A 23,683-nucleotide genomic window follows, 5' to 3' on the forward strand; every position below is an offset into this window, starting at 1 on the left:
TGGATTATTTTCGGCTGACTTTTTTAGTCTAAACTACAGATAGTTGCTTTGTACTTTATTTTCAATGCCAAAAATCGGGGTTAATACTCTATTTATTTCAAAATGAGAATTGCTGCCCCTACAGTAACGGATTTTGTCCACGATGTAGGGGCGAACTGCGTTCGCCCAAAAGGTACATTATCAAAGCGCAAGTCCCATAAATACTTTAAGGTTCAATACTGACAATCCAAGTACCGACGTAGAGACGGACGGGAATATTGCCAGAGGCAGTCACATCACAGGTAAAGTAATAAGTGCCTAATTCGGGATTTCTGACATTAGACATGACGATTTCAACTTTGCTGGTGGGATCGATCGCTTGTTCGGGGACAATTTGAATAACACGACTATCCTTATCCCAAATCACTTCCTTTAAAGGTAAAGATTTGCCGTTGATGCGTACCTCGATTTTATTGGTGTCAAACTGGCCGTTAAAATAATCAGGATAGGAAATAAAAAAAGCTGAAGCCCCTTGGGAGAGTTTTTTCGGGGGAATATAGAGTTTATAACGATCCATTTGCTTGGGACGACCGCCAAATTGCAAGAAATAATCTAAGATATCCTTGCGATCAACTCCGCTAAAAATTGTTAGGCCAGGGTTGCCATTGGCTAAAGTTATTTTTGGTAAAATAATTCCCGCACCTACCGCTAAGGATAGAGCAATCAAAGCGGGTGTCTTAGCATATTTAATTATTTTTGTCAAGAGTTTTAACATAAATTTTAACCCAAGGTGAGGGGGATGGTGATGGCCGCAAGAGGCCGAATACAGTTCAACTGTAACAAAACTTGATCGTTTCTTACCTAGACCTTTGCCAGTCCGATAAGTGTCTTGGTTAACGCTTCATCGCTCGTGCCATATCCCGTTGATCCTGACGACGTTTCAAATCTTCGCGTTTATCGTGTAATTTCTTGCCTCTACCGAGGCCAATGCTGATTTTTACCCAACTACCTTTAAAATACATCTTCAAAGGCACAAGAGTTAAGCCTTTCTGTTCCACTTGACCGATAAGCTTGCTGATTTCCTTTTTGTGCATCAACAATTTTCTCGTCCGGCGCGGATCGTGATTAAAATATTCGCTACTCTGTTCGTAGGGGGAAATATGAACATTAATTAACACCGCTTCACCATTGCGGACTAAAACGTAACCATCCCGCAGGTTTACCTTACCAGCGCGCACAGATTTAACCTCAGTCCCCACCAACTGCACCCCCGCTTCAAAAGTCTCTAAAATCTCGTAGAGATGGCGTGCTTGCCGGTTATCAGTGATAATTTTGATTTTGTCGTCTTGATTGGCCATAAGTACCTAAGCAAAATTAATTACACATATCTAACCCCCTCTTGCCTTTTGCCTCTTGCCTTTTGCCTATCTTTACTAGGAAATTAATTTTGCACTACTACTTATAGTCAAGTGAAAAGTGAAAAAGCTTTTGGGTGTTGGGGTGTTAGGGTGTTGGGGTGTCAGGGTGTTGGGGTGTTAGGGTGTTGGGGTTTTAGGGTTTTAGGGTGTTGGGGTTTTAGTTGAAATTCCCCATTTCCCCATTTCCCCATTTCCCCATTTCCCCATTTCCCCATTTCCCCATTCCCCCATTTCCCCATCTTACTCGCTCTTTTGCTCTCTCTGGACTGACTGCTGGCGGCTCTTTGGTGATCACCGGCCTTGTCAGGGGGAACGAGAAGGGGGAAAATGAGAGCAGTGTTAAATTTTTATGAAGTTTGGTTCTGTGGACAAAATTCGTACTGTTTCCGATAGTAAGCGTGATTTTTATACTCGCCACACCCGCCCCATCAATTCGGTATATCGGCGCGTGGTTGAGGAATTATTAGTTGAGATGCACCTGCTCTCCGTTAATGTAGATTTCCATTATGATCCAATTTATGCCCTTGGTGTGGTTACTTCTTTCGAGAAGTTCATGGAAGGCTATCGTCCGGGGGAGGATAAACCGAATATTTTTAATGCTTTGTGCCAAGCGGTTAACGGTAATTCCGAAGTTTATCGTCGTGATGCCGAAAATATGATCGCTATTGCCAAAGAAACTAATATTGATTCCTTGCTTTCCCAACTGCAAAACCCTGCTTTAGGTGGTAACAATCAGTTATCTGATAGTCTAGTTTCGGTGATTAATGCGCCTAAGTTTAAGTATAGTCGCCTGTTTGCCATCGGTCTTTACACTATTTTAGCCGAAGCACAACCGGACATAATCAAGGAAAAAGAAAAACGCGAACCAATTTTGCAAAAATTCTCAGAAATTCTGCATCTCTCCAGCGAGAAACTGCAAAAAGACCTCGATGTTTATCGCGGTAATCTCGATAAAATGGATCAGCTGCTCAAGGTTATCGAAGATGCTCTAGAAGCAGAAAAGAAAAAACGTCAACAAAAAGAACAGGAAAAACAAACCACCCTGCAATAAAGGCTCTCAACCGGAAATTACCGCGTGCAGACAAGGGAATGGGGAACAGAAAAAGGATTAAATCGGCTCTCTTTCTTTACTGTTCCTTCTGACCTCGTTCTACAATTAGGATCGGCAACCCTCAATATTTATTTCCCGTGACTAACTCCTCCATCACCGCACCCGTAACCGATATTTTGGCAAAAGCGCGGTCAGGGGCAAATTTATCGGCAAAAGAAGCGATTATCTTGCTAGAAACTACCGATAACCGTTTAATTGCCCAGATTCGGGAAACGGCCGACTTTTTGCGTCGTCAACAGGTGGGAGATACCGTCACCTACGTGATCAATCGCAACATTAATTTTAGTAACATTTGTGAGCAGCATTGCAGTTTTTGTGCATTCAGACGCGATGAAAATGAAGAGGGAGCATTCTGGCTTAATTTAGAGGAAATTATCGCTAAAGCGACGGATGCTGTCCATCGTGGGGCCACAGAAATTTGTATGCAGGGAGGATTAAACCCAAAAGCCAAGATTAAGGGCAATTCCTTAGACTATTACCTAGAAATTGTTAAAAACCTGAAACAAGCCTTTCCTGACCTGCATTTACACGCTTTTTCGCCTCAAGAAGTCCAATTTATCGCTAGGGAAGACGGTTTAAGCTACGAAAAAGTTATCGCTTCCCTGCAAGAAGCAGGAGTCAATTCTCTCCCGGGGACGGCTGCCGAGGTGTTAGTGGATGAGGTAAGATGGGTAATCTGTCCGGAAAAAATCGATGCTGCCACTTGGTTAGAAATAGTCGGTGTTGCTCATCGCTTGGGGTTACATACCACCAGTACCATGCTCTGCGGTCATATTGAAACCCCTCGCCAACAGGTGCAGCACCTTGAAAAAATTAGAAAACAGCAAGAAATCGCCCTAGAAAATAATTATCCAGCTAAAATCACCGAATTTATTTTATTGCCTTTTGTGGGACAATCGGCTCCCAAACCCCTGAGAAATCGAGTCGGACGAGATCAACCAATTTTAGCTGATACATTAAAATTAACAGCAGTGGCGCGGATTTATTTGGGCAATAGCATTAAAAATCATCAACCCAGTTGGGTAAAATTGGGCTTACAGGGGGCGACAGAAGCCTTAAACTGGGGTTGCAACGATCTCGGTGGTACTCTCATGGAGGAACATATTACCACTATGGCCGGGGCTCTGGGCGGTACTTGTTTGACCGTCGAGGAATTAGCAACGGCGATTAAATCCCTCGATCGCCCCGCCCGTCAACGGGATACAATCTATTAGTTCTCATGACTCGACGCTGCAGAGCGGGAGAAAAATAGGGAGGAAGGCGGAATACTGAAGACACGGGAAGTTTTTCACTGAGGGTTTGATGATCACTATAGCCTGTTCTCAGGCAGACAGATCATTTTTCTTGCTAAAAATCCTCGTGGGAAAAGAGGGAAGTGTTAGGGTGGTCCAAAATTGCGATCGAGAATCGGCTAAAGTTCAGATTGGCGAGCTTAGGTGTTAAGATTGTTTGCAATCAAACTCAACTTTTTTTAGTAATAAATAGATCAACAATATTCTGTAAACTTATATATAGAAACCTCAAGAAATATGTTAATTTGCGCTCTTTAAGACAGTAAATTCTGATAGACGATCTAGAGTAGTAAGTATAAATACCGCACCTAATTTTACCTAGTCACGCCAGCTGTCTAACTCATCTATTTCACTTCCGCACAGAGTTAAAACGTCCTTTGTTACGTTCTGAGAGGCAAAAAAATGACTACTCAACTACAACAAAAAGCCGAACTTGAAATCGTCACCTTGAACCCTGTTTACGGAGTTAACTATAACAAGGGTTACATCGGTTTTACCTATGACGGAACAAATCCAGTCGGTCGGGGGATTGCTTATTTTACTAAGTGGGATAAAATCAGCAATATTTCTGCTACTCACGCTCTCATCGTTACGGGTGAAAATACCTGTATTGAAGCGAATGCTGGCACGAATATGGTGGAAGAAAATCCTCTGTATCCCTATTTTGAACCTTCTAATTGCCAAATTTTCTTCCGCAAACCCAAAGATTTAACTGACGAGATTGCAGAGCGTATTGTTGAGATTCTCAAACCAGAAGTAGGTAAAAAATATGACTATAAACTAATCCTAGCTCATGCCTTTTCTGGAAGTTTACCCGGTCAAATACTCAATCTTTTATCACGGCAAAAAATCAAAAAATTACTGTCTGAAGCTCTCAACTGTCCTGATAAATGGATTTGTAGTGAGTTAGCAGCTTACGCTTTAGATGAGCAACCTGAATACCGAGATATCGGAGTTCTGATCAATCCTAATTCTACCATTAATCCTCAAAAATTATTTGAAGATGATCTGATTTTTCAGGCGTGGGAAAATCAGGTTGCAGCAAAGTTTAAAGATTTAATCACCGGGACAACAGTAATTGCTTAGATGTATTACCTGCATTATTGATGCCATCAGGAGAATATCAAATGACCACGACAACTATTGCTAGAGTTCCTCTTCACGAACCGGGAAAATTACTTGATCCCTATATCAAGGATAATGATGCTTTAATTGCTCCTGCGGAGGATTTTACTATTTCGATCAATACAGTTTCACTGCAACTATACACTAAATACAAAGGTGATTATTTAGCAGGACAGTGGGATAATAACTATTTCGCCCTTGTCAGTCAGATAGGATTAGGAGATCAAGAAACCCCTATTTTAAAGGTTCACTATCTTAATCACATCTCTGGAATGACTTTAGATGTAACAGATATTTGGGCTGAAAATGTTGCTGTCATTGAAGACTTTCAAAAAGATGAAAAATCTCAGCGATTGTATTTATCATTTAGTAGTTTTTGTCAAGGATTAGGACGTTCTACTTTAGAACAAGTTACCAATTCATTGAAGCAAGTTGTGGGAACTGTAGGGGCGGCTTTTCCTAGTTTAATACCTTATACAACACTGGGAAGTACAGCCTTACAGGGCATTAATAATATTCTAGCCACTGTTCTTGAAGCTAGATTTCAACCCCAAGTGAAAACATCAACTTTTGGTCTTTATCCTGCTAACGTTGAGCAAAGACCTGTGATTGGAGAAGCTCCCTTACAAACAGGAGCTTATGCCTTTTTCTTTGAACCCGTTGAGATAGAAACCTTGAAAATGGGATCGAATGGGATTGTGACTGCAACTAATAATAAACCCGTCAGTCCTTACATTGTAGTTAACATCAAAAAAGGGATTACTTTAGCCCCCAGTCAAATCGAGAAAAACTTAGCCACTGAAGTATTAGAAGCTTACCACAGAACTACTAACTATCCTCTAACCACTTCTAATACTGTGATTCCCTACTTCAATGCTTTAGAAGAATTGGGTAAAACTATTCGTTTAGCTAGTTCTACTAAGCGGTATTTTGAGTTAAAACAAAAAGGTGAACGAGTGACTGAAGCGGAAGCAAAACGTCTAGAGATTCTCTTGGCTTACTTAAAGGAAAATCTTAAGAATTTTGAGCAGTAATCAATTAATTTACATTCCCTAACTTTTAGTATTTGGAAACTGTTTAATAATAGGAGGAAACGATTATGATCTTCTCATGGACTGATTATGTGCGTGCCGTTGCTACCACCGAACAAATTCCCACTCGGTATCGCAAATTACGGGTTGTTCAATTAGCACAAGCAATCGTTGAATCTGCACGAGGTACGAGTAAACTTTTTCAAGAAGCGGGAAACCCCGGTGGACTCAAATGGCGAGATAAAATTGACGACAATTACACCGAAAAAATCACCCATCAAATTTGGTTAGTTACCCCTAGCGAACCCAATGGTTGTTATTGGTGTCATTGGAAAACCGCAGAACAGGCCGCAATGGGATATTGGCGGTTTATCGGTCGTCCGAATTCCCCCTATCAGGGATGGGAAGCCTATGATAATGATCCCGAAGGCTATTTACAATATATTTGGGAAAAGGGCTATGCCACCGACCCAAACTATGTCAGTAAGGTCAAAAATGTTTTCCCTGAAGCTCAAAACTTACTAGATGAATATGGTGGAGAACAACCTCCTCCATCACGGATTTTCAAAGTTGCTATTATGCCAGGACATGGAGGGACAGATTCAGGGGCAGTCAACCATACGTTAAATTTACGGGAAAAAGACTACAACTGGAAAGAAGCAGTGGAAATTAAAGCCCGTTTAGAAGCGGAAGGCAATTATCAAGTGATTATCTGTCGTCAAGAAAATGAATTAGCTTCCCTTTCCACCTTGCAACAACGAGCTAATGACAGTGGTGCAAATGTTTGTTTGTGTCTGCATCATAATGCTTGTAACCGACAGGCAAAAGGTTGGTGGTTATTTTATGTGAATCGGAGTCCAGAATTTGAGAAATTTATCAAAATCATGGATAAACACTTCCGAGGACTGCCTTTACAAGCACGGGGTTATGAATACGCTGGAACGCCCTTTGCCCATGACTGGTATAGTCGTGTCTGGAATTGTACCCATGATTGTACTATGCCCACCATATTGCTTGAAAGTTGCTTCATTGACAATGATGAAGATGCTCGTTGGTTGAGAGATGGCGGTTATCAGCAAATTGTTGAGAAAATTTGTGCGGGAGTTAAGGAATATTTAGGAAGTCAACCACCCATCGTTAATCCACCTCAGTCCGAAAAATTCGTCTTTGTCTGTGATGCCAATCCGCCTTTAAATGTGCGGAAAGGTGCAGGAAGTAATTATGATCCTGTGGGGCGTTTAGATAACGGGACACGATTAACGGTTGTAGGTGAAGAGGGCAATTGGCTGAAAATTAGTAAACCGATTGAAGGTTATGTTCATCGTGACTTGACAAAATCTTCCTATTGCGTGTTTGTCAATGACCCAAATCCGCCCTTAAAAGTCCGTTCAGGAGCAGGAACAAACTTTTCAGTGGTGACAGAACTGACTAATGGCACACCCTTAAACGTGATAGGGACGGATGACAATTGGCTCCGCATTGATAAACCTGTGGAAGGTTATGTCTTTACTTCTTTAACTTCCTCGCTGCATCGAGTCTTTGCTGCTGATGCCAATCCTCCCTTAAATGTGCGCTCTGGACCTGGAACTACCTATGAAAAAGTGGGTCAATTAGACAATAACACGGCTTTAACTGTCGTAGATGCTGGTTTGGATAGTCAAGGTGCGAGATGGATTCGTATTAGTTCACCTTGTTCCGGTTGGGTTCTAGAAAGTTTAACCTCTGATCGCCTGATGGGTTCGGGAATCAACCCTCCTGCTTCTAATCTATCGGAAAGTGAGCAATACGATTATTGTGCCGAGATTATCACCCATAATGGCGGAACATTGCGTAAACGCAACTTAATCTCTTTCCGGAAGGAAACCAGTACAAAAGTCAATCAAGGGAAAGGTCTTTATGATGATGTAACTTTCATGATCTGGAAAGACAATTCAGGAAAGAAATGTGTCAAGCGGTACACCTCTAATACAGAACCTTCCTATCAATATACAGGTCGCTATGGAGTTGATGCAAATGGGGATGGACGGAAGGATTTAGGGCGTTTACCAGAGGGTTATGGCTCTTCGTTACCCTTTATGCTGAATCAACAGACAAGATGCCAAGACAACATACTTCTAACCCAAAAATTCCGAAAGTTTCTAAAGCCATAGGCTCTCCGTTTTATTAGTTTAAGTTTATTGTTGATTCCCTCGACCACCCCATTTGTTGTCCTTTGCTCGAAATAACTAATTATTTCTCCAAACCAGTTTCGGATTGTTTGACAACTCTTAGTAAAAACACTGGAGGATTTTGCCAACCATTCCGAGATGGATAGCATTCCCTCTGTCGGATTCTCTGAGGTTTCATAAATCTTTCTAAATTCTTCCTTTAATTCCTGCATCTTTTTCAAATTTGGAAAATTTTCTTTGATAGCTTCTAGTTTAATTTTTTGGGTTTCCGTTAAATCTTTTTCATTTTTTAACAAGCTATATTTACTTCGCTTTAAAACTTCTAGCTTCGCTTCTTTTTTCGCTTTCTGTTTTTGGCTCTTCGGGACTTGGTATGGTTCGATATGGGAGCATAAATCGACTAAATCCTTATCTGGCAAGAGACTTAATTGATTAGTTCGCTCTAGATCAAAAATAATTGACAAAAATCACTAAATGCCTTTCTATATAAGGGTTCCATCCCTTATAACCCCTGTCCATTGCATAACAGAAACCCAAGAACCCTGTTTTTTATTTTTCTGCGCTTCTACGGCTCTTTTTTCTGCTTTTCTTTGTTCGTCTAACTCTTGATTAATTTGTTTCATTACATGGAATCTATCGGCGACTACCTCGGCCGATGGCATCAATTCTTTCACCAAATTTTTATAGGGCAACCAAAGGTCTATGCTGACTTCTTCAATTTGCTCTAATACCTCTTTTCCCCACCCTGTAAGCGTTTCCCTCAATTCTTCTTGTGTTCGCTTCTCTAGAATAGCTATTAGTTTTCCCGTATCTAAATTTACTAAAACCGCACAGTAATTTTTTTGTCCTTTGACTAGAGCGATTTCATCAATTCCTAGTCTTTTTAATTTCGATAGGTCTGTCTCTGTAATTTCTTCAGCTATGTCCTCTATCATTCTTTGAATCTCTTCTTCCGTTACGTCATTTCTTCGGCTAACATTTAAAATATCTCCTTCTTTTAATTGTTCGAGTATATTCTCGGCTAGTCTTTTCGTATAGGTTCGTTTCTTGGCGACAAAATCTAACTCTTCACTAAAGGGTTTTCGACAATTATCGCACTTAAATTGACGACGATTAACTTGTAGGTACACTGGTTGACCTGAGAGCGGTAAATCTTTGACTAAATGTCGATGATTTTGGTGGAGTTTATCGCTCTCTAACCCACAACGAGGACAGACTGCTTTTTTATTTTTCGATTCGACTGGTCAAACTATACCGATATTTTCTAGGTGTAGATAGCCTTGAATAGAGGTTCCTTGTAGGTTCAAAAATTTGTCAAGTATCATAAGTAAAATACTCTGGTTTTTGGCTATTATATCAAATCTTAACTCGATTGTCTATCTTTTTGTATTAACCAGTTTGTGCCTTAAACCTTTTCCTGTATGGGTTTCAGCTATTTTTGGGCGTAGGCTCTCTCATCGAATTTTATTTTAAGTTAATTATTTGCATAACAGTTACCGAAGAGCCGGAAATCAATTAAAAATTATTGGTGAACTGATCCAAAGTCCTCAAATCGATTCTAAAGTTCTCTTTCAAGGTCTAGATGTGAATTCTAACAAGATTATCAGTGCCGTGAGTCGTGCTATTGATGAGGCGGAAACCAAGGCTAATCAATCATTAGGAGATAAAGTGGCGTGTGAACAAGCCAATGCTTTTAATGCGGAAGGAGCAGTAGCCATTCCTGAGCCTTTATCCCTCGAAAAATTCAAGATTTGGATTGGCTTACGTTCTCCCGTTGTCACATTAGACGCTAAGAATTATGCTGTTTTACTATCAATGGCTAATCTGGATAACTATCAATTCGATGGTGCAACACTTCTAGATTTAGGGGGACGGGGAATCAGAGAAATTACCTTTGATAATAACCAGATTTGGGGAATTGCTGGCGGGCCGAAAGATGGTCAAGATAATTTCGTTTTTTGGAAACTATCGGCTGAGTATCTCAAACCCAATACGATTCTTAAACCTGAAATCCTTCGAGAATTACCCCAGTCATCAGAAGGATTAGCGATCGTTGATGGAACAGCCTATATTTTGATTGATGGCAATAGTGGGGATTCTGGAAATCAGTGTGCAATACCTGCCAAGTTTATGCAATTTACTGTCCCTAATTAGGGTTATGTCCTCAAATTTTGCTAGTTTTGAGACTTAGATAATCCTCTGATATTGAAAAAAAGGAGAATCAATGATGACTAACCAAAAACTGAAAGCTCTAGTCAATACTGTTATCAAACAATCTACCCTAGATAGCAGTCAGATTACTGATCTTACTCAAAAATTTTCCTTGACAGCAGGAGATGAACTTGAGATTAATAATTACAAATCTGCCGACAATAATCACTGGGAATTAGAATTAACAACCCCTGTTAATCAGATGACGAAATGGTTCGCTTATATTCCCCATGTCGAAATTAAAAGTAATGACCCTGTGGCCAAGATATTACAAGACATTAAGCAGTCTAAATTTAAGGTGTATCATCGACCAACAGAACAAGATTTAGAAGGAGTGGGGATTCCCCCTAATGGACAAGACAACCGTTCAGAAAGAATTTGTCCTGTTTACGTTCTTAGTCCAAGAAGACAAACAGATTCTTTAGTTAGACAACTGATTACACTGCTTCCGGTCAAGGATACAGCGTTCATTATTGCAGAACGATTGGTACAATATCCCGAAGATTATCTCCCCAGTATTTCTCAATTTGAAAAAGCGGTTATTGTCCAATCTTTTGTTGGTGTCGGTCCTCCTCAACCCGATCCAACTCCTTATCCAGATTGGGCAAAAGAAAGACACGACAAAGAGTTGTGGAGACTCGCACAATCTATCCGTCTATTACAGTCGATAAATCGAAAAATCTCAGCTGTCGTTTGTGCGATGGGAGATTCTCAAAAACATTCATCCAAAGATGTGCGAGAAACAATGCAAACGAGATTAGACAATCTTCTGGATAAGTATAATCTCTCGGCTCTCAAACAGCCAATTACTTGGGGAGCAGATGAATTAGTAGCAATGGGAATCGCTCAAACTCTTCCTAAAACTAAAGTGCGTGTCCGCATCTCTAATGAGGAGACTGAAATGTGGTACGACGGGAGACGACCACCACGAGAACTTGTGACTGAAAAATTACAAGCAGTTGGTTTAGAGGAATTAGAAACTGACTGGGATTTCGAGGTAGCTATTTTAACTCGTCGTCAAAATGGTAGTATTAATGATTATCAGAAAGACGACAGGGAACAAGCGAAGTTAGATGAGCATTTTCTGGCTAAATACAAGAACTATTCTTCCGAGCAACGCGCTAAATTAGTCATCATTGATGGCCGACTTTTTAATGGGGCTTGGAATGTAACTTCTGTGTTACCTTATGATGATTTATTGGCCTTCGGTAGTTGGGGAACATTTGGCAATTGTGTTGGCTCAACTTTGGCGGTGGCAAAAATTCTTTTCTACGCTAAAAATCCCGCCGCTCAAAGACAACTTTACCTAGAGGCAATTGCTCATGATGTTTTTGCTAATGGCTATAAAGAAGTTCAACGATCCGAAGAACCTAAAAGCTTCTGTAATCAGCTAAAAAATCAAACAGGAATAACTTTCAAGCATTACGACGGATATGATAATCCTGCTACGGTCAAAAAAGTCTTTGAGGTCTTAAATCGGCGCGTTAATGCCAGAATGCAAGAACATTTTACTGGACTTCCTTTTGTTAATAACCGAGTCTTCCGAATTACCCCGCAATTTTGGCGCACTTTTGAGAGTGAAGTCCACATCTGGCCAAGATTACCAGAGGAAATTCATAAAGTTGGTATCTATCGTACCGATCTGGAAGCGATCGCTTTTAATCCTTCATTGGGTGATCAATTCGTCTAACAGTCAATTTTTCAACAATCTCATAGGAGAAATACCATGACTTCCTTACAAATTATCAATCCTACTGATCAGGCTCGATTTGAACGTCTAAAACCTGTTACTTTTACAGGCAAAGTAGATCCTGGAATAGTCACTGTAGAACTAAAAGCAGATGACAAATATTCCCTAGGTAATAATCAGGTTAAAGCAGACGGTTCTTGGTCGATTACTTATTCAGGATTCACGAATCCTGGGAAGCGCAAAATTACTGCCTTTGGCTATGATCAAACTAATCATGAAGAAGAAACCAGCATTATAATTTATGTGGCCGATTCCTCAGATTATACTAAAACTATTTATGAGGGTTTAGTTTTAGATGCTTACAAAAAACTTGAACACGCCCAGTCTCTACCAACTGATCACAAGTTAAGTGATGCCGAAGGATGCCAGTTATTTGAACAAGGAATCCTACCCATTCTTCAGTCAAAAGCAACCTTTATGGAAGCAACGGAGGAAGGTCATAAGAAACTAGAGAAATTAGTTGAACAAAACAAAGATTAATACGGTATTCATCATGCACCCTGTGCTTATTCTGTCTCCTGTGTGATGAAATATCTGGCTGAAAAGTTAGGATTAGCCACCGTCAAAGCACTTTTCCAAGACCCCTGTTTAATTGATAATGTTCAAGTTACAGGCGTTGAGAAAAAACTGCGTCGTCTCGGGTTTCTCTACTTTTTGAAAAAAGATTACCTAGCACCTCGTGGGGCAATTGGAGCAACAGCGCCACGCTGAAAGTACCAAGGAACGGAGAACGGGTCTGGTCATATCTATTTCATCACCAAAGATGGGGCAAAACGGACTCAATTTCCTAACCCAGGTCAAGAGAATGAGCCAGCAGAAACTGGAATAAATGGGACTAAATGGCAAATTAAAGACCTTCATGCTGAAAACCTCGATTTCTTCGATCACGTTTATATGCAATGGGAGAATGGCTATACAGAAGGATTTTGGTTGCCACCGGGTATTTATCCTTTAAAACGTTAGGATTTTAAGGATTAGAGCTTTGTCCCTCAGAAGTCTGGGGGAAGTCAGGGAATAGGCTGATTTCTCCCCTAGAATTGACTGACTTTTTAATCATGCAGGAGGTCTATTATTTAGGGTTTGCGACAAAAAGTTTTTCGTGGGGGTGGGGTGTGGGCTTCGGCCGTGAGCTCAGGCTTCGACGGTGAGCTCAGCCGAACCGCCGAACGGGTGTAGGGTTTTACCCATTTTCAGGGGGTCAATTACCTAATTTTCAGGGAAAAAGTGCCTAAATTTCCCCCCCGATCACCCCAATGTCTGGCACTTTTTGATGGGAAAAAAGTCTAAAGTTCTTATCCAACAAGGTTTTTAGATTTATTCAGCAGACCCTAAGTAGGGTTGACTGAAAGAGTTTTTTAGCTTAATCAAGCCCAACAATTTCCCCCTTACCAGCAATCACTTCGCCGATTTGGTAGGCATTAATCCCAGAGGATTGTAGTTGATTAATAGTCAATTGCGCCAGAGCCGATGGGACAATGATCACAAAACCGATACCCATATTAAAAGTATTAAACATGGCTTCGGAATTAACCGATCCCATCTGGGCTAACCAGTGAAAAATCGGCAAAACCGGCCAACTTTTGCGGTAAATCTGCACAGAATGCCCTTTACCTAAGCAGCGGGGCAAATTTTCCGGGATGCCACCCCCGGTAATGTGGGCCATGGCGTGAATATCTAACCCAGAGCGCAAAAGTTCTAGCACAGGTTTAACATAAAGTCTAGTGGGAGTTAACAAAACTTCACCTAAGCTAGAGCCAGCCAAAATTTCGGGGCAATCTTGCCAATTTAAGCCCTGGGTGTCGATAATCTTACGAACAAGACTAAAACCGTTACTGTGAACCCCACTACTGGCTAAACCGATAGCCACATCGCCGATTTGCACCTTACTGCCGTCGAGTAATTGACTTTTTTCGACAATACCGACGCAAAAACCGGCTAAATCGTACTCTCCCGCCGAATAAAACCCCGGCATCTCCGCCGTTTCCCCTCCCAAAAGAGTACAACCACTATCACGACAGGCCCTAGCGATTCCCGATACCACCGCCGCTAACTGTGACGCTTCCAGTTTACCGGTGGCCAGATAATCCAAGAAAAATAAAGGTTCGGCCCCGGAGGTTAGGACATCGTTGACGCACATGGCCACCAGGTCAATTCCCACCGTATCATGACGATTGAGACTATGGGCAATTTTTAGCTTGGTTCCCACACCGTCAGTTCCCGATACTAACACCGGTTGCTGATAACCGGAAGGTAGCTGAAAATAGCCGCCAAAACCGCCTAAACCGCCGATAACTTCGGGACGGAAGGTACTTTCCACATTTTGGCGAATTTTCTCGACAAAAGCGCGTCCCGCTTCCACATCCACGCCCGCTTCTTTATAATCCATGCCCAATTGACCGATTGTATCTCTCAAATTTTACCCAGATTTCGGTCGCACTCGCTCCCTTTTCCAGCTAACCCCAACAACAATCTTTTATTTTTACAAGAGGTCTAATCTTCTTGGGGATATTTTTCCCAAAGATCCGTGATTTGGCGAAGACTTTGGAAGTTGCCATTACCGAGGATCAAATGATCTAGGAGAGGAATGGCTAGATAGGTAGCTCCCTGTAATAATTGTTCTGTGAGTAAAATATCGTCTTGACTAGGCACAAGTGACCCGGTGGGGTGATTATGGGCGATAATTAACTTAGTAGCTGATTGTTTCACTACTTCTCGAAAGATTTCTCGCGGATGTACCAGTGTTTCTGTAGCTGTGCCGATAGTAATCACTTTGAGTGCGATTAACTGATTTTTGACATCGAGTAAAATAACGGCGAAACGTTCCTGAGACTGATACATTAGTTCGTGGCCAAGGATAGCGGCAGCGGTATCGGGACTATCGATAACCATTTTTTCCGTCGGTCGTCGTTGAAAAGCCCGTTTTCCCAATTCGATCGCCGCTAGAATAGTAGTGGCCTTAGCCGGTCCAATGCCATGAATAGCGGTTAATTCCTGGGGGTGAATATCCCTCAAAACGTCCAAAGGATCCCGGCGATATTTACTCAATTCGTTGAGAATATGCTGTCCTAAACCCACCGCCGAGAGTTTCCCCTTACCTTGACCTGTAGCCAGTAAAATCGCTAATAATTCGGCGTTACTGAGGTTTTTCGCCCCGACACTGATTAAACGTTCCCTCGGTCTTTCACTGACGGGAATATCGGCAATTCTTAAGCTGTAGGTCATGGAAGTGGCAAGCTACCGCGATAAAATTCCATCATAATCGCAATTTTAGTCAGCGCCTAGAGGGATTTTGCGGGCAAATCAAGGGGAAAAATTTTGGGTGCATCTCACTTATGCAGGAATACCGACAATCAGCAATTATCAGTGACTCTTAGATGATTACAAATGTATCAGCAGCTGCGTGTAAGCATCCCACCGAAAAACTAATGCGCTCCGGGGTTTGGGGACGGCACTTCGACACGCTCAGTGACCGCGCTTGCGTCCCCAACGGGGGGTTTGGGGGGTAGAACCCCCCAAAAGCTTGGATTGAGTGATAAAATCGGAAGTAATACTAAATCCGGTTATTAAAAACTGATTATTTATTCTCCGTTTTGCATCAGTGCCTCTCTTTATAAGTAGCCTATACTCAACGGATTTAGTATGATGCCCGATTTTAGCCGAGAGTTTCCCCGTAAAAATCCCAATTGGTAGATTTACAAAAATGAAATGCACCCAAAATTCTCCTTACTGATAGCGAACTCCCGCATCTTCGAGGCGCTGTAAAGCTTCCCCTAATCGCGGGATATCGGCGATTAAACTGACGCGCACATAACCTTCCCCTCCCTCTCCAAAAGCATTGCCCGGAGTGACGACGACGCCGGTTTTTTGCAGGACGCTGAGGGCGAAATCCGTGGAAGTCATGCCGACGCTACAGGGAATCCAGAGATACATTGTCGCCCTAGAGGGGGGAATATCCCAACCTAATTGCCCCAAACCTTTGATTAAAAAATCCCGTCGCTGCCGGTATCTTTCCTGTACTTGTTTGACGTATTCATCGGGCAGTTGTAGGGCGGTTTCGGCCGCTTTTTGGATGACGGAAAAGATGCCATAATCGAGATTAGTTTTCAGGGTGCGTAACCCTTGAATAATATCGGAATTGCCCACGACAAAACCGACGCGCCACCCAGCCATATTATAGGTTTTTGAGAGGGTATGAAATTCTACACTAATCTCTTTTGCCCCCGGAATTTCTAATAAACTGGTGGGCTGATAACCATCAAAACTCAATTCAGCATAACAGAGATCGTGGACAAGCATAATCTCATATTGCTGGGCCCAAGCAACGATTTTTTCAAAAAACTCCCGGGGGGCAACGGCGGCGGTGGGATTACTGGGATAGTTAAAATAGAGGATTTTCGCCTGTTTAGCCACATCTTCGGGGATAGAATCGATATCCATCAGCCAATCCTGTTCCGCTTTTAAAATAATCGGGTATAGCGTCGCCCCAGCAATCAAAGGACCGCGAAAATGGGCGGGATAGGCGGGACTGGGAACCAAGACCACATCGCCGGGGTTAACATAAGCTAGGGCAAGGTGAGATAGGCCCTCTTTGGAACCTAGCAGCGGTAAAGCTTCGTTATCGGGATTGAGTTCCACACCATAAGAGCGATCATACCATTTAGCGATCGCTTCTCGGAAACTGGCGGTTCCTTCAAAGGGGGGATAACCGTGAAATTGGGGGGTTTCAAAAGCTTGAATGGCCGCTTCGATAACTGGACGCGGAGCAGCACCGTCCGGGTTGCCCATACCTAAATCGATTAAATCTAGTCCTTCTTTGCGGGCTAAGGCTTTCAATTCATCCAAGCGGGCGAAAACGTAGGGGGGTAAGGCACTTAATCGCTTGGCGCGGCTATTCGTCCAATTTACACTCATTACTTCTTGGCTTACTGATCGAGGTAATCTAACATTATGGCACGAGTGTATGGCTAATTCAGCAGTTAAGCTGTTCGTAATTTAAATTGCTTGTTAAGACGAGGCAAGAGGCAAGAGGCAAAAGGATAATTTTCCCTTTAACCTTTCCCCTTTTCCCTACATTTGCCGAAAATTTTTTGATTTATGCAAGAGAGCTTTTTTGCTGCTTCAGTATGGCTGGAATTGCCCGACATCGGAGATGGAGAGCCAAACTAAGGTAATCTGATTAATAGAGTCCCAAAATTACTGATTAGCCCCAGCATTACCCCCATTCTTCGCCATTAGCGGCCAGTAAGTCCTTACTCCTCAATTCTTTTGTAAAATATGACTGCGATTGCTGCCCAGATAACTTCTATTTTACCCCCCGACACGACGGTTATTGCCTGGCCACAAGTGCCAAAAGAGGAACAAGAAAGATTATCAAGGGCAATTAGGGGCAAAAGTCCTGAAATTCTAGTTTATCCCGCTAACACGGCCGCTTTAGTCTGTCTAGTGCGTTTTGCCAACGAAAATCGTCTGTCTTTATTGGCCTACGGTCAAGGCAGTAAATTAGATTGGGGTGGATTAGTCGAGTCGCCGGATATTTTAGTCAGTACCCAAAATCTCAACCGAATTATTGACCATGCGAGGGGAGATTTAACTATAACCGTGGAATCTGGGCTTAAACTAGCAGATTTACAGGCTTTTTTGGCTCCTAGCGGTCAATTTATTCCTCTTGATCCCAGTTATGCCGATAATGCCACGATTGGCGGGATTATGGCCACGGCCGATGCGGGAACATGGCGGCAAAGATACGGTGGAGTCCGGGATTTGATCCTAGGATTCTCCTTTATCCGTCACGATGGCGAGATTGCTAAAGCGGGAGGACGTGTGGTCAAGAATGTGGCGGGATACGACATGATGAAGCTATTTACGGGTTCCTACGGCACTTTAGGGATTATCGATCAGATTACCCTACGACTGTATCCCGAAACTGCTAACTCAGAAACCCTAATCATCACTGGAAATAGCGAAAATATTAGCAAATTGAGTCAAGTTATGCGGCAATCGGCCTTAACTCCCACCGTGGCTGAATGTCTAAACCCAGGGATGACGCAAGCACTAGGATTAGGGGAAAAAGTCGCTTTACTGCTGCGTTTTCAAAGCATTCCCGAAAGTATTAGCGAACAATCGCAACAGGTGAGTTATTTAGGACAACAGTTAGACTGTCAGACTCATTATTATCGGGATGAGGCAGAAGTTTCTCTATGGCAAAGATACCGAAAAACAATCGATAATTATGACCAAGAGGGCAATTTTTTCGGCAAAATAGGATTATTACCCAGCAGTTTAGCTCTAGTTATCGACCAAATTAACGGACTAGCCTCGATTAATATTAGTAGCGGGGTGGGTAAAGTTATCTTAAAATCGGAGGAAAATCTTGACAAAATTCGCTCTTTATGCAGTGCCAATCAGGATTATCTAACGGTGTTAACCGCACCTCCATCGCTAAAAGAAAAAATTGAACCTTGGGGTTATACAGGTAACGCAATCACCATGATGAAAACCCTAAAAACTAAATTCGATCCTCACGGTATTTTTAGTCCTGAACGCTTTCTTAACAAAATCTAATTAAAAATTATGCAAACCTCCGAACATTCCCTTAACTTTCAAGAATTAATCGACCAAAAAAATCAAGGATTTGACCCTAAAAATCCCCCCGCTCAAGAATTAATCGATAGTTGTGTTCACTGTGGTTTTTGTCTATCTACCTGTCCCAGTTATCGAGTCATTGGCAAAGAAATGGACTCTCCCCGGGGTAGAATTTATCTGATGAATGCCATCAACAAAGGAGAAGCGGTTTTAGACGAAACCACTAGCCAACATTTTGATACTTGTTTAGGTTGTTTAGCCTGTGTTAGTACCTGTCCATCAGGAGTACAATACGATCAATTAATCGCCGCAGTTCGTCCGCAGGTGGAACGCAATCAACCCCGCAGTTTTAAAGATAAAATTATTCGTTTTCTGATTTTTAATCTCTTTCCCTATCCCGTCCGTCTCAAATTATTTTTACCTTTCCTCTGGTTATATCAAACCCTAGGATTACAAACCCTAGTCAGGAAATCGGGTATCTTAAAAATGCTCTTTCCCCGTCTAGCGGCCATGGAATCAATTTTACCCAGAATTACTCTAAATTCTCTATTTAAAAACTATGCCGATGTTATTCCCTCCCAGACTGAAAAACGCTATCGGGTGGGAGTGGTTTTAGGTTGTGTGCAGAGACTCTTTTTCTCGCCGGTAAATGAAGCGACAGTGCGGGTTTTAACTGCCAATGGTTGTGAAGTAGTTATCCCAAAAACCCAGGGTTGTTGTGCCGCTTTACCCGCACACCAAGGACAGGAAAAACAAGCGCAAAGTTTAGCCAGACAAATGATCGATAGTTTCGCATCAACCGAGGTTGATTATATTATTATCAATGCGGCGGGTTGTGGTCATACTCTCAAGGAATATCATCATATTTTAGCCGATGATCCTGAATATAAAGATAAAGCTAAGGAGTTTGTGGCTAAAGTACGCGATGCTCAAGAATTTTTGGCCGCAGTGGGATTAACTGCTGATTTATCGCCGATTACCGAGACAGAATTAACCCTAGTTTATCAAGATGCCTGTCATCTTTTACACGGACAAAAAATCTCGGTGCAGCCACGGCAATTATTGCAAAAAATCCCCAATATTAACTTAAAAGAACCTATCGATGCGGCCCTGTGTTGTGGTAGTGCCGGAGTTTATAATATGCTAGAGCCAGATACTGCCGATCAATTAGGTCAGCAGAAAGTACGCAATTTATTAAATACTGGGGCCGCGGTGATTGCTTCTCCTAATCCGGGTTGTTCCCTACAAATTAAAAAACATCTACAATTACAGGGAAAAGATACACCCGTTATTCATCCTATTGAATTATTAGATTATGCGATTCGCGGCTTGAAAATTGGCTAACTCCCACCATTTGAGTTGTGTTAGTGGTGTCAGGGAAGCAAAAGAAAACCCCACAGACAAAGACCTTGTAATGATAGAATCGACCATGGCGATGGCTTAACTATTAGTATTTTTTGCGTCGGACTAGCAGGAGATAAAAGCGTGACCTTTAAGATTGGTTTACTCGGTTTCGGGGTTGTGGGGACGGGAACAGCGAAAATCCTCCTCGATCCTTTTGGTCGTCATCCCGTACTCAAAGAGATTACCATTGGACGAGTGGGAGTTAGATCCCTAGATAAACCGAGAGAAATCGAGCTTTCTTCGCACCTGTTGACTACTGACCTAGAATCGATCGTTACTGACCCCGAAATTGATATTATTGTCGAATTATTGGGGGGTTTGGAACCAGCACGCTCTTTAATTCTCCAAGCAATCGCATCGGGAAAGCACGTTGTTACGGCAAATAAGGCGGTTATTGCCCGTTTTGGCGATGAAATCTACGCCAAGGCTAATGAAAAGGGGGTTTATGTCCTCCTAGAAGCGGCCGTGGGTGGTGGAATTCCCGTCATTAAACCCTTAAAACAATCCCTCGGCGCTAATCGCATCAGCAGCATCATGGGAATTGTCAACGGCACAACTAACTATATTCTCACGGAAATGAGCCAAAAAGGAGCAGATTTTAGCGAAGTTCTGGCCAAAGCTCAGGAATTAGGCTATGCAGAAGCGGATCCCACTGCGGACGTGGATGGATTTGATGCGGCCGATAAAATCGCCATTTTAGCCTCTCTGGGTTTTGGAGGTCGGGTAAAACGGGAAGATGTTTACTGTGAAGGTATCCGACAAGTTAGCGCCGTCGATATCGCCTACGCTGATAGACTGGGATTTGTGATCAAATTATTGGCGATCGCAAAAGATACGGTTAAGGAGGATTCCGATACCCTAGAGTTGCGGGTTCATCCAACCCTAGTACCGAAAACCCATCCCCTCGCTAATGCTAACGGAGTCTATAACGCTATTCTGGTCGAGGGGGAACCCTTGGGACAAGTGATGTTTTACGGACCAGGTGCCGGTAGCGGACCGACGGCCAGTGCGGTAGTATCGGATGTGATGAATATCGTCGGAATTTTAAAAAGTAGTGGCAAAACCAAGGAACTTGACCCGCTTTTAAGCTGTATTCACCAGCATTATTGTCAAATCGCCCCGATGGAGTCGTTATCGACCCGTTTTTATGCTCGTTTTCTCTGTCGCGATGTGCCGGGGGTAATCGGTCATTTAGGTATGGCTTTCGGCAACCATGGGGTTAGTCTAGAATCCGTGGTACAAATTGGGATTAGGGGTGATTTGGCCGAAATTGTCGTTGTCACCCACGATGTACGCGAGGGCAATTTCCGGAGTGCTTTAGCAGCAATAGAGTCTTTAGAAGCTATTGACAGTATTCCTAGTATTCTCCGAGTTTTGTAATTAAGAGATCTCTTTTTTTATGGTCATGGGTCGGAGAATCAAACGGGAGAAAAGTTGGCTAAGTTTAATTAGCACAATTTTGTTTTTTTGTCTAGGTTTTTTGAGCTTAAATCAAAAATTAATTTTTGCCCAAGGGTTCGATAATGTTTGTCCCCCACCGATTTTATCAAGGTTACAACGCCATAAAATCCAAGCGGGAGAAACGATCGCCTCCATCGCCGAAAAATACGCTCTCATCCCAGCAACGATAATTAAACTCAATCCGACTATTCTTAAAAATGGTTTGGCCCCCGTCGGGAAAGAAATCTTTATTCCCCCGATGAATGGCATTCGCATCGAAGCACCCAAGGGTTCCACTTGGCGCGATTTAGAAGCAGCATATGGTATTCGTGCCGATATACTCTTTGAGCTTAACGGTTGTGGTCGCCGGCCGACAATAGTTTTTATCCCCGGCAGCAATTGGTCTGCCACGGCCAAGCGATCGGATTATACTGGATTAAGTTCTTATCCCTTACCTTTGGCCAGCACTGTCGGATTAGCCTACGGTTGGCAAAAAAGCCCCACGGAACAGAAAAATCTCTTTCATAGTGGTGTTGATCTTCTCGCAGATATTGGTACACCTGTTCTAGCCGCCGAGGATGGTCTAGTGATTTATGTGGGTCAGGAGGGGGCCTATGGTAATTTGGTAGTGATTAATCATTTAGGTCGCCGGCAGACCCGTTATGCCCATTTAAGCAGGGTAACAGTGAGAATTGACCAACGGGTACGAGCAGGAGACGTTATCGGTGCGGTTGGCACTACCGGACAACCGGATATTATTCCCCCCCATCTTCATTTTGAGGTGCGCTTAGATACTCCCGTCGGTTGGACAGCGCAGGATCCCGCTTTGCATTTGCCACAAATCCACCCACAATCAAGTCAAAAGTAAACGGTTAAGTCGATTTAAGTAGGGTTTGCGGCAAAAAGTTTTTCGTGGGGACAGACTTCGGCCGTAATACTAAATCTGGTTATTAAAAACTGATTATTTATTCCCCTTTGCCTTTTGCCTCTTGCATGAGTGCCTCTCCTCATAACTAGCCTGTACTCAACGGATTTAGTATAAGACTTCGGTGTGAGCTTTTGTCGAACACTGAGCTCACGGACGAAGCATGAAGACCAGCTACTACCCCTAGGAAAAACTTTTTGCCGCAGACCCTATCTATAGGGATCGACGGTCGGACTTAGAGCCAAAAAAGACAGGCATTGAGCCTGTCTAGAAAACCAAACAAATTACCTATTAGCTAACCACAAATAGGGAGTTTTTAGCGTCAAATTTCCAAGCAATACCATCGGGATCTCTGATGCGACTCCAATCGGCAAATTCTGTTTCGGATTTATTTTTCTTGTTTCTACCCAAAACGGCCGGGGTAACTCCTAAACGTTTAGCCAAATCTGCCAAACTCATCGATGAGATGGTTTCAGATACAGAGGTTAGTGATTCTTCCCTAACCTCTGTATCTGATTGGGATAAAGAACTGGCAGAACTGTTTAAACTAGAATTAATTATCTCCTCCGGTTCTTGAATTACCGTTTCTTGAACAGCAGTTACAGCGGTATTTTCTTCCTCTTTTTCCTCAAATAATTTACCCAAATTAGTCAGAGATTGGGAGGAGGAAATAACAGGAACTTCCGAGATAGAATTTTCGCTTTTTTCGGCGACAATCAGGGGGGATTTAGCCTCCTGAGATTGCTCTAAATTGGTCAGAGGTGATCTCGAGGCAGTAATCGCAGGAATTTGTTTTTCCCCTATTTCTTCTAAAGAGAGGTCACTCTCATCAAAAATACTACCCAAGGTACTGGCAGTGATAAAGTAATAGGCCATACCCTTATCGCCTACGGCTTTTTTTTGCGCCCCAAATTCCTCAGCTTTTCTGTCTAAAAATTGTCTAGCTAATTTGGCCGTGAGATTGGCTTTTGCCGATAGGTCAATCGGGGTGAGATAACCTTGATTGTCCTGTAAAAGTTGATTGAAATAGGGGTTAATCACCGTCGATAATTTTGACCAGCGATAGTCTTGCCATACCTTGACTGCCAGAGTTAAGAGGAAGACAAGTAGGATCAATGGCCAAGCGGTAAAAAGAAGGATGATTAACACCGCTAGGGGAATGATGAGGACGAGAAACCCCGTCGTCTGACGATCGATAATTTTTCCAGTCATAATTTCATAAGCTGCCACAATTAAAATTCTTAATG

General features: G+C 42.5%; 20 protein-coding genes and 1 pseudogene. 13 read left to right on the forward strand and 8 right to left on the reverse strand.

All coding sequences use genetic code 11. The features are described 5' to 3' along the window. Positions 1–205: 205 nt before the first annotated feature. From ACE3JL_RS20850 to ACE3JL_RS20860, 3 genes are all read right to left on the reverse strand, one after another. Positions 206–754 carry a DUF2808 domain-containing protein gene (locus tag ACE3JL_RS20850; protein ID WP_271988474.1) on the reverse strand — a complete coding sequence of 183 codons (549 nt, stop codon included), beginning with the start codon at positions 752–754 and terminating at the stop codon, positions 206–208. A gap of 118 nt (positions 755–872) precedes the next feature. Beyond that, the gene (gene smpB, locus ACE3JL_RS20855) at positions 873–1,337 is read right to left on the reverse strand and encodes an SsrA-binding protein SmpB (protein WP_002786846.1); all 465 of its coding nucleotides are present in this window, start codon (positions 1,335–1,337) and stop codon (positions 873–875) included. A 217-nt stretch (positions 1,338–1,554) separates the two neighbouring features. Beyond that, positions 1,555–1,692 (reverse strand): hypothetical protein, encoded by a 138-nt coding sequence (locus ACE3JL_RS20860; RefSeq protein WP_375328280.1) that lies wholly within the window; start codon positions 1,690–1,692, stop codon positions 1,555–1,557. A 69-nt stretch (positions 1,693–1,761) separates the two neighbouring features. Here ACE3JL_RS20860 and psb29 point away from each other — a divergent pair, with 69 nt between their 5' ends. The 5 genes from psb29 to ACE3JL_RS20885 all read left to right on the forward strand — a co-directional run bounded on the left by psb29 (position 1,762) and on the right by ACE3JL_RS20885 (position 8,106). Beyond that, positions 1,762–2,448 (forward strand): photosystem II biogenesis protein Psp29, encoded by a 687-nt coding sequence (gene psb29, locus ACE3JL_RS20865; protein ID WP_271988476.1) that lies wholly within the window; start codon positions 1,762–1,764, stop codon positions 2,446–2,448. Positions 2,449–2,585: 137 nt separating this feature from the next. Then, positions 2,586–3,722, forward strand: a complete 1,137-nt coding sequence (gene cofH, locus ACE3JL_RS20870) for a 7,8-didemethyl-8-hydroxy-5-deazariboflavin synthase subunit CofH (protein WP_271988475.1) — start codon at positions 2,586–2,588, stop codon at positions 3,720–3,722. 480 nt (positions 3,723–4,202) lie between these two features. Further along, complete coding sequence (locus ACE3JL_RS20875) at positions 4,203–4,886, forward strand: hypothetical protein (protein ID WP_271989184.1); 684 nt, start codon at positions 4,203–4,205, stop codon at positions 4,884–4,886. A gap of 41 nt (positions 4,887–4,927) precedes the next feature. Continuing rightward, positions 4,928–5,959: a hypothetical protein gene (locus tag ACE3JL_RS20880; protein ID WP_375328281.1), complete on the forward strand. Its 1,032-nt coding sequence runs from the start codon at positions 4,928–4,930 to the stop codon at positions 5,957–5,959. Positions 5,960–6,024: 65 nt separating this feature from the next. After that, a complete protein-coding gene (locus ACE3JL_RS20885; protein ID WP_375328282.1) occupies positions 6,025–8,106 on the forward strand; it encodes an SH3 domain-containing protein in 2,082 nt (693 codons plus the stop codon). Here ACE3JL_RS20885 and ACE3JL_RS20890 read toward each other — a convergent pair. Next, positions 8,040–9,449 (reverse strand): annotated as a pseudogene (locus tag ACE3JL_RS20890) (ISL3 family transposase). The gene ACE3JL_RS20885 and the pseudogene ACE3JL_RS20890 overlap by 67 nt on opposite strands. A gap of 259 nt (positions 9,450–9,708) precedes the next feature. Here ACE3JL_RS20890 and ACE3JL_RS20895 point away from each other — a divergent pair. From ACE3JL_RS20895 to ACE3JL_RS20910, 4 genes are all read left to right on the forward strand, one after another. Beyond that, positions 9,709–10,278 carry a hypothetical protein gene (locus tag ACE3JL_RS20895; protein WP_375328283.1) on the forward strand — a complete coding sequence of 190 codons (570 nt, stop codon included), beginning with the start codon at positions 9,709–9,711 and terminating at the stop codon, positions 10,276–10,278. 73 nt (positions 10,279–10,351) lie between these two features. Further along, a complete protein-coding gene (locus tag ACE3JL_RS20900; RefSeq protein ID WP_375328284.1) occupies positions 10,352–12,025 on the forward strand; it encodes a DUF4127 family protein in 1,674 nt (557 codons plus the stop codon). A gap of 36 nt (positions 12,026–12,061) precedes the next feature. Further along, entirely contained in the window at positions 12,062–12,565 is a 504-nt protein-coding gene (locus ACE3JL_RS20905) for a hypothetical protein (RefSeq protein ID WP_375328285.1), read from the forward strand. Positions 12,566–12,610: 45 nt separating this feature from the next. Then, on the forward strand, positions 12,611–12,796 hold the full coding sequence (locus tag ACE3JL_RS20910; RefSeq protein WP_375328286.1) for a hypothetical protein: 186 nt from the start codon (positions 12,611–12,613) through the stop codon (positions 12,794–12,796). A gap of 649 nt (positions 12,797–13,445) precedes the next feature. Here ACE3JL_RS20910 and purM read toward each other — a convergent pair. The 3 genes from purM to ACE3JL_RS20925 form a co-directional block, all read right to left on the reverse strand. Then, positions 13,446–14,471, reverse strand: coding sequence for a phosphoribosylformylglycinamidine cyclo-ligase (gene purM / locus ACE3JL_RS20915; protein WP_375329638.1), 1,026 nt, complete (start codon positions 14,469–14,471; stop codon positions 13,446–13,448). A 104-nt stretch (positions 14,472–14,575) separates the two neighbouring features. After that, positions 14,576–15,307 (reverse strand): DNA repair protein RadC, encoded by a 732-nt coding sequence (gene radC / locus ACE3JL_RS20920; RefSeq protein ID WP_002753303.1) that lies wholly within the window; start codon positions 15,305–15,307, stop codon positions 14,576–14,578. Between the two features lie 501 nt (positions 15,308–15,808). Then, complete coding sequence (locus ACE3JL_RS20925) at positions 15,809–16,996, reverse strand: aspartate aminotransferase (RefSeq protein WP_375328287.1); 1,188 nt, start codon at positions 16,994–16,996, stop codon at positions 15,809–15,811. Positions 16,997–17,359: 363 nt separating this feature from the next. On the opposite strand from ACE3JL_RS20925, the gene ACE3JL_RS20930 reads away from it, so the two are divergent. The 4 genes from ACE3JL_RS20930 to ACE3JL_RS20945 all read left to right on the forward strand — a co-directional run bounded on the left by ACE3JL_RS20930 (position 17,360) and on the right by ACE3JL_RS20945 (position 22,379). Then, positions 17,360–18,646, forward strand: a complete 1,287-nt coding sequence (locus tag ACE3JL_RS20930) for an FAD-binding oxidoreductase (RefSeq protein WP_375328288.1) — start codon at positions 17,360–17,362, stop codon at positions 18,644–18,646. A gap of 9 nt (positions 18,647–18,655) precedes the next feature. Further along, complete coding sequence (locus ACE3JL_RS20935) at positions 18,656–20,011, forward strand: (Fe-S)-binding protein (protein ID WP_375328289.1); 1,356 nt, start codon at positions 18,656–18,658, stop codon at positions 20,009–20,011. A 141-nt stretch (positions 20,012–20,152) separates the two neighbouring features. Beyond that, the gene (locus ACE3JL_RS20940; protein ID WP_375328290.1) at positions 20,153–21,451 is read left to right on the forward strand and encodes a homoserine dehydrogenase; all 1,299 of its coding nucleotides are present in this window, start codon (positions 20,153–20,155) and stop codon (positions 21,449–21,451) included. Positions 21,452–21,470: 19 nt separating this feature from the next. Then, positions 21,471–22,379 (forward strand): LysM peptidoglycan-binding domain-containing M23 family metallopeptidase, encoded by a 909-nt coding sequence (locus ACE3JL_RS20945; RefSeq protein WP_375328291.1) that lies wholly within the window; start codon positions 21,471–21,473, stop codon positions 22,377–22,379. A gap of 348 nt (positions 22,380–22,727) precedes the next feature. On the opposite strand, the gene ACE3JL_RS20950 is transcribed toward ACE3JL_RS20945, so the two are convergent. Next, positions 22,728–23,648 carry a hypothetical protein gene (locus tag ACE3JL_RS20950; RefSeq protein WP_334311248.1) on the reverse strand — a complete coding sequence of 307 codons (921 nt, stop codon included), beginning with the start codon at positions 23,646–23,648 and terminating at the stop codon, positions 22,728–22,730. Between the last annotated feature and the right edge of the window lie 35 nt (positions 23,649–23,683).

It is taken from the genome of Microcystis sp. BLCC-F210 (assembly GCF_042134685.1).
Lineage (GTDB): Bacteria > Cyanobacteriota > Cyanobacteriia > Cyanobacteriales > Microcystaceae > Microcystis > Microcystis aeruginosa_D.